This window comes from Methanogenium cariaci JCM 10550 (assembly GCF_001315945.1).
GTDB lineage: Archaea > Halobacteriota > Methanomicrobia > Methanomicrobiales > Methanomicrobiaceae > Methanogenium > Methanogenium cariaci.
On the sequence record NZ_BBBG01000039.1, the window covers coordinates 1 to 5,759 of the forward strand.

Below are 5,759 nucleotides of genomic sequence, written 5' to 3' on the forward strand. Positions count from 1 at the left end.
TCACCCCGCAACAGAGACTTCTACCTTTCAACCGGGGGAGACCCAGTGTCTTAACCTGAGCGCAACCTACACTCCGCCCAGCCCGCCCAGCCCCCCCGGCGGCAGTGGTGGCGGAGGCAGTGGCGGCAGCTTCTATCAGGAGCCTGCAGCCCCCCTCTGCCAGCGTTGCAGGAGAGGCCAAGCTCGCCACCTCATCCACCGGCAGTCTGCTCGGCTCGGTGACAGTACATTCTGTGGATAAGAAGGCCTCCCTCTACCTTCCGAAAGGTACCGGAGTCCTTGACTCCGCGGGCAACCCCCTCCCCGCGATTCACATCGGAGAGGTCACTACGTTACCCGCGGTCCCCCGGCGGATTCACCTTTGAAGGCTACTCCTGCGAGTGCAAACCTGCGGGAGCCACGTTCAGCCCGGCCATCACCATCAGCTTCAGCATCCCCGATGATGAATGGGTGGAAGGCAAAGCCTACACCATCAAATGCTACAACGCTGCCACCGGCCTCTGGGAAACCCTCGAGACCACGGTGAACGCGGCGACGCATACCGTGAGCGCCAAAGTCAGCCACTTCAGCTGCTTTGCCCTCTTCACCGAATCAGCAGCCGTGACCACGGCAACAAAGGCACCGGTCTCTGCGACCGTGGTGCCCACCGCCGCAGCCGCAACCATTCCCGCCGCATCAGGAGATGCCGAAGGCAGCCTTCCATGGATGACCATTCTCGTGGTCTGTATCGTGGTGGGTGTGGTGGCAGGCGGAGCCTACTACCTGAAAAAGCAGTAATCATTCCACCTTTTTTTCACCCTTTTTGAACCTCCGTATTGGGTGATCCAAGGTCAAAATGACCGTATTTTCAGCACCGTTTCCCCCCCACCGGAAAAATACGTTCATTATGCCCATTATCTGTCCAAAAAACGGTGGATTATAGACTATTGTGGGCCCCCCCATATTGATGGATATTTTGAGAGGTAGTATGGGGTATCTCTGGTTGAGATCGGACTCACGGGCTTCTGTGGGGGGGATGCGTTTTTTCCGGATGCTGGCAGAGGGGGGGTCTTTCGTGGGCTTGCTGCGTTCGGGCGGGTGTTGCCGGTGACGCCGGTTTTGTATGAATTCCGCATTTTAAAGGCAGGGCGGATACCCTGATTTTACGGAGATTCGTATGAACCAAAGATGGTGTGGCTGCGCATCTTTGATATCTGATGAATTTTTGTTTGTTTTACTGTTTGTTCTCTGATTATTCGTTTTTTATATATTCGTGGGTCTTTGTCCGTTCTTTTTGTATTATGGTCCCATTTTGCAAACCGTATTTGAAAATATGCATCTACGTGGAAATTGATAATTTATAAATGCGTACGAATATCTATCAGATTAATTTATTATTGTTTACAATATTTCAGAAAATATCAGAACCCATTTATATCCGCTTCAGAGAGACTCCCTCAGTATATCGTATACAGGATGAGACGGGATGAATGTTCTACAATCAATTACGGGAATGATATGTTCTGCAGAGTCAGGAGATTGGATATGAAAACATGGGGGGGTGTTTTCTTCTGTCTGTTGCTGCTGCTCTGTGTTGTGGTCGCACCGGTGGCCGCAGGGTCGCCGACAACCGAGGTCACTGTCAGTAAACTGGCTGCTGATGGTAGTCTCATTGCGACAAAAACGGTCGACTACCACTGGATGGAAAAAAATCTGCCATTCAGGGTGATGGAATTACGCATTACTACCACGAAGGGCCTGCGCTGGGTAATGAAGACGGGATAGTCAGATGGGATAAAAATGAGACCGGAAATATCGAAGAGAAAGACTATGGTGCCCTGAAGGCACGGATGTCAAAGACCTCTGTGAACTGGTCGGCGGGATGAGTCCTGAGGATACGGTCAAAATTATAGCCAATGACGGGATGTCCAAATATTTTGGATACCGGAATGTCTACACCCCCCCTCAGCCCCCGACAGTCCGATGGTTGTTACGTGGTGGCGGCCGGATCTGGGGGGGTATCCTCCGGGTTACAAGGAAGGCATGCGCCTGATTTTCTTTGCTGACAACTCAACCAATCCCTGGGGGGGCTGGCATGTCTTTGGAAACTGGGACATGCATGAGTGCATGGATGAGCAGTTCTGGCACTACTATGTGTCGGGAAAGGATGACTATTATCCGGCAACAACCGGATATGCGGTAAAATATGTCGACCGGGTCATTATTCAGTCTCAGGATCCGGCTCCTCTCTTTAGGGTATTTTTTGACGCAGACCAGACCTCTGGTTGTGCACCTTTTACGGTCGCTTTTACCCCCCCGGAGACATCCGCTGACGCTCCGACCGGGTGGCACTGGGACTTTGGTGACACGGTCACCTCAACCGATCAGAACCCGGTGCATGAGTACACCAAATCCGGCACCTACACGGTCACCCTGACGGTGACGAACGCGGACGGTTCGGCGTCCTGGACAAAAAAGGATTATATTACCGTGAGCGATCAGCCGATCCTGACTACAATCACCGTTCTCCCCTCTGAGGCAAGTCTTGTGAGTGGTACGACCAGACCGTTTACTGCTCTTGCAAAGGATCAGTACGGGAAGTTGATGACGGGTGTTCCGGTCACCTGGTCATGTGCCAATACATCTGTCGGAACCGTGGACGTGAACGGACTTTTCACGGCGCTGGCTGAGGGAACAACACACATTACCGCAACTTCAGGCGGTATTTCCGGACAGGCGACCGTGATGGTGGGAGAGGCCCCCCCGCCCGAACCCAAGATCATCACAGTCGATGCTGGTGGTGCGGGGGATTTCACTTTGATTCAGGAAGCAATCATTGCCGCCAATCCGGGCGACACCGTCATGGTTCGTGAGGGAACCTATACGGAGAATGTCAGGGTTGACAAGCGCCTCTCTCTTCTGTCAGAAAAAGGAGCGACCGTTGCCGCGGCTGATTCGGGCAGGAGTGCGATTGAGGTGACTGTCGGGAATGTCACGATTGACGGTTTTACGGTAACGGGCGCAACCAGTACCGGATCTGCCGGTCTCCTGGTGAATAGTGTGCAGCACTGCATCGTCAGCAATATCACATCCACACGCAATTATAACGGACTTGTTCTGGAGGCTGCCGGGGGGGATAGTGTTCTCCGTGACTGTGCTGCGGATACGAATTCCCTGAATGGTATTCTGGTGAATAACACCAGGGACTCGCTGGTCGATGGCTGTCTGGCATCCGGGAATTCACTCAATGGCATTAAGCTGTATGGGGCAGAGGATACGACACTTGAACATTGTATACTCTCGGAAAACCCTCATTATGGCATTTTGGTGGAGGAATCGTCAGGCTCAGAGATCCGGGCGTCTGAGATGACTGCCAACAGCAAGCATGGGATATATATTCTGAGTTCCTGTGGGACCTGGTTACTGAAGAATGATATCTCCGGGAATGTGGATGGTGGAATACGAACTCAGGAATCTTCGGACCTCGTGATTGAGGAAAATACTATCACAAATAATTCAGGAGCGTTTAAGGCCATATATATGGTTGGGGGAGTGAATAGCACCATCTCTAATAATACGGTCACCGGTGACTGCCAATTTTATACTCTCAGAAATTCTGTTATCTCCGGGAATTGCATGTCAGGAGGGTATCGTGGGATCTTCCTGTATGATTCCTCCAATGGCAATCTTGTTTCTGACAACAGGGTGACACAGGGTGGTATTGGCATAACGATCCAGTCCAGCAGCACAGGAAACACCATCGTCAACAATACCTGCACGGACTGCACCTCATGTGGTTTACAAACCAAGTATCAGTCAGACAGGAACCAGATATATCTGAATAATTTTGGTGAGAGTTCAGTGAACCAGGCAGGCTGGACGAGCTCTAAATCGTCGAACAACACCGCCAACACGCCGGGGGGGCCTGTTGACTATATCTACAATGGCACCCTCCATTACGGCTATCTTGGTAATTACTACTGTGACTACACCGGGACTGATGCCGATGGCGACGGGGGGGTTGGCGAGATGGTCTACAATGCCTCAGCCACAGACCATGACTACTATCCCTGGTCGCATGTCTCAGTGAATACGAAATCCTTCCGCGGGAGCAGATCGTGCATGGACCGTACATCACTAGAACAACCGGAACGGAAGCAACCATCAGCTGGAAGACCGATATACCATCGATCGGACAGGTGGACTACGCCATTGAGGCGGACTATTTCTCCCGTGCTATGGCCGGAGTGTGTCCAGCGATGAGGAGTCCCTGCTCCATCATGTGCGCCTGACCGGTCTTATGCCGGGGGGGATGACCTACCACTACCAGGTGACGGCCGGGGGGGTGAATGTGACCGGGGGGGATCACCGCTTTAGGACATTCCCCCCCGAGTCGGGTTCCTTTGATTTCATCGTCTATGGCGATTCACAGGAGCAGCTGCCGACCTTTACCCAGCTTGAGCGGCACAAACTTGTTGCCGACAGGATTGCAGAGGAGGAGACGGATATCACTTTTGTGCTCCATGTGGGCGACACCGTAGGCGACCCGGAAAATCCTGAGGAATGGAACCGGTTCTTTGCAGCCGGAGGGGGGGCGATGCTTGCGAACACGACCATCTATCCCATCACCGGTAATCATGAAGAGCGGGATGGCGGGGGTAACATATCGTGAGGCCTTTGATATGCCTCCGTGGTATTCCTTTGACTGTGGTGATGCACACTTCGCCATGCTTGATTCCAGTGATATCTCCGGTTCCCGGATGACTGAGCAGACCGCCTGGCTTACCGACGATCTTGCATCGAACACCGCCTCCTGGAAATTTACGGCCTTCCACCATCCGCCATACAGTTCCGGCACCCGTCATCCCGGCGGCTGGCTGAACTTCCGCGACCTCTGGGGGGGTCCGGTTTTCGAGGAGAACGATGTGAATGTGGTCTTCAACGGCCATGTCCACTCATACCAGCGGTATCTGGTCAATGGCATCCAGTACGTAGTGGCAGCAACCGGCGGAGGCCCGATGTACACGCTGACCGAGGAGAAGGCCACCGGCTACCAGAACAGTCTGGAGAATACCCTTGGATATACAAGGGTGCATCTGGATGCAGAGAATGAAACGGTATTGATGGAGTTCATGCCTGTTGCAGAGATTTCCGGTGACAACAAGGAGGTGCTTTCGATATATCCGAGAGGCTCGGTCTTTGAGAGGGTGGTTGTGGAACTCTCGCGTACGCCTGATCTCGTGCCGGAAGAATTTATTCTGCCAGCAGGTCTTTGCAGGGGGGGAGAACAATACGATTGGTCTGAGTGTTGCCAACCGGGGCGGTGAGGTATCCGATGCCTTTACGCTCTCACTCTCTGCGGAAGGAACGGAGATCGGAGTAACGGAGGTGGGGGGGAGCCTTGAACCCGGTGCTGCAACCGAGGTGAGCTTTGTCTGGAGACCTGCGTCTGCGAGCACGTATGAACTGACTGCCTGGTAAGCGGCGGAGGGGGGGAAGAGGATGAAGATAACAATTCCCTCGTAACGTCTGTTACCGTAATCCGGCGTGGAGGATCTGTTCCCGAGGATGATACGCTTGATCTGAAGTCCGGCTGGAACTTTGTCTCGACTCCGAAGAGGCTTGCTTCCGGCAGTGACACGGCGGCCGTCTTTGCCTCGGCGGCCACGTCCGGCCACTCTGTTCTGACCTATGACGCAGACGGCTGGAGGGCACTGGATGCAGAAGACCGGATTCAGGTGCTTGACGGTCTCTGGGTCTATTCCGGTACGGATGCATCT

At 53.4% G+C, this 5,759-nt stretch carries 7 protein-coding genes; all 7 read left to right on the forward strand.

The annotated features are described in order from the left end of the window. The first annotated feature begins 107 nt into the window (after positions 1 to 107). The 7 genes from JCM10550_RS16290 to JCM10550_RS17740 all read left to right on the forward strand — a co-directional run bounded on the left by JCM10550_RS16290 (position 108) and on the right by JCM10550_RS17740 (position 5,460). Entirely contained in the window at positions 108 to 365 is a 258-nt protein-coding gene (locus JCM10550_RS16290; protein ID WP_172673955.1) for a hypothetical protein, read from the forward strand. Positions 366 to 450: 85 nt separating this feature from the next. Next, positions 451 to 777, forward strand: a complete 327-nt coding sequence (locus JCM10550_RS16295; RefSeq protein ID WP_062400673.1) for a hypothetical protein — start codon at positions 451 to 453, stop codon at positions 775 to 777. A 747-nt stretch (positions 778 to 1,524) separates the two neighbouring features. After that, on the forward strand, positions 1,525 to 1,764 hold the full coding sequence (locus tag JCM10550_RS16305; RefSeq protein WP_062400677.1) for a hypothetical protein: 240 nt from the start codon (positions 1,525 to 1,527) through the stop codon (positions 1,762 to 1,764). A gap of 198 nt (positions 1,765 to 1,962) precedes the next feature. Next, entirely contained in the window at positions 1,963 to 4,242 is a 2,280-nt protein-coding gene (locus JCM10550_RS16310) for a right-handed parallel beta-helix repeat-containing protein (RefSeq protein ID WP_062400679.1), read from the forward strand. Then, entirely contained in the window at positions 4,229 to 4,651 is a 423-nt protein-coding gene (locus JCM10550_RS16315; protein WP_062400681.1) for a metallophosphoesterase, read from the forward strand. Before JCM10550_RS16310 ends, JCM10550_RS16315 begins: the two co-directional genes overlap by 14 nt. Further along, positions 4,629 to 5,306 (forward strand): metallophosphoesterase, encoded by a 678-nt coding sequence (locus JCM10550_RS19375; RefSeq protein WP_062400683.1) that lies wholly within the window; start codon positions 4,629 to 4,631, stop codon positions 5,304 to 5,306. The genes JCM10550_RS16315 and JCM10550_RS19375 overlap by 23 nt, the downstream gene beginning before the upstream one ends. Beyond that, positions 5,191 to 5,460: a CARDB domain-containing protein gene (locus JCM10550_RS17740; RefSeq protein ID WP_172673956.1), complete on the forward strand. Its 270-nt coding sequence runs from the start codon at positions 5,191 to 5,193 to the stop codon at positions 5,458 to 5,460. The genes JCM10550_RS19375 and JCM10550_RS17740 overlap by 116 nt, the downstream gene beginning before the upstream one ends. The last annotated feature ends 299 nt before the right edge of the window (positions 5,461 to 5,759 follow it).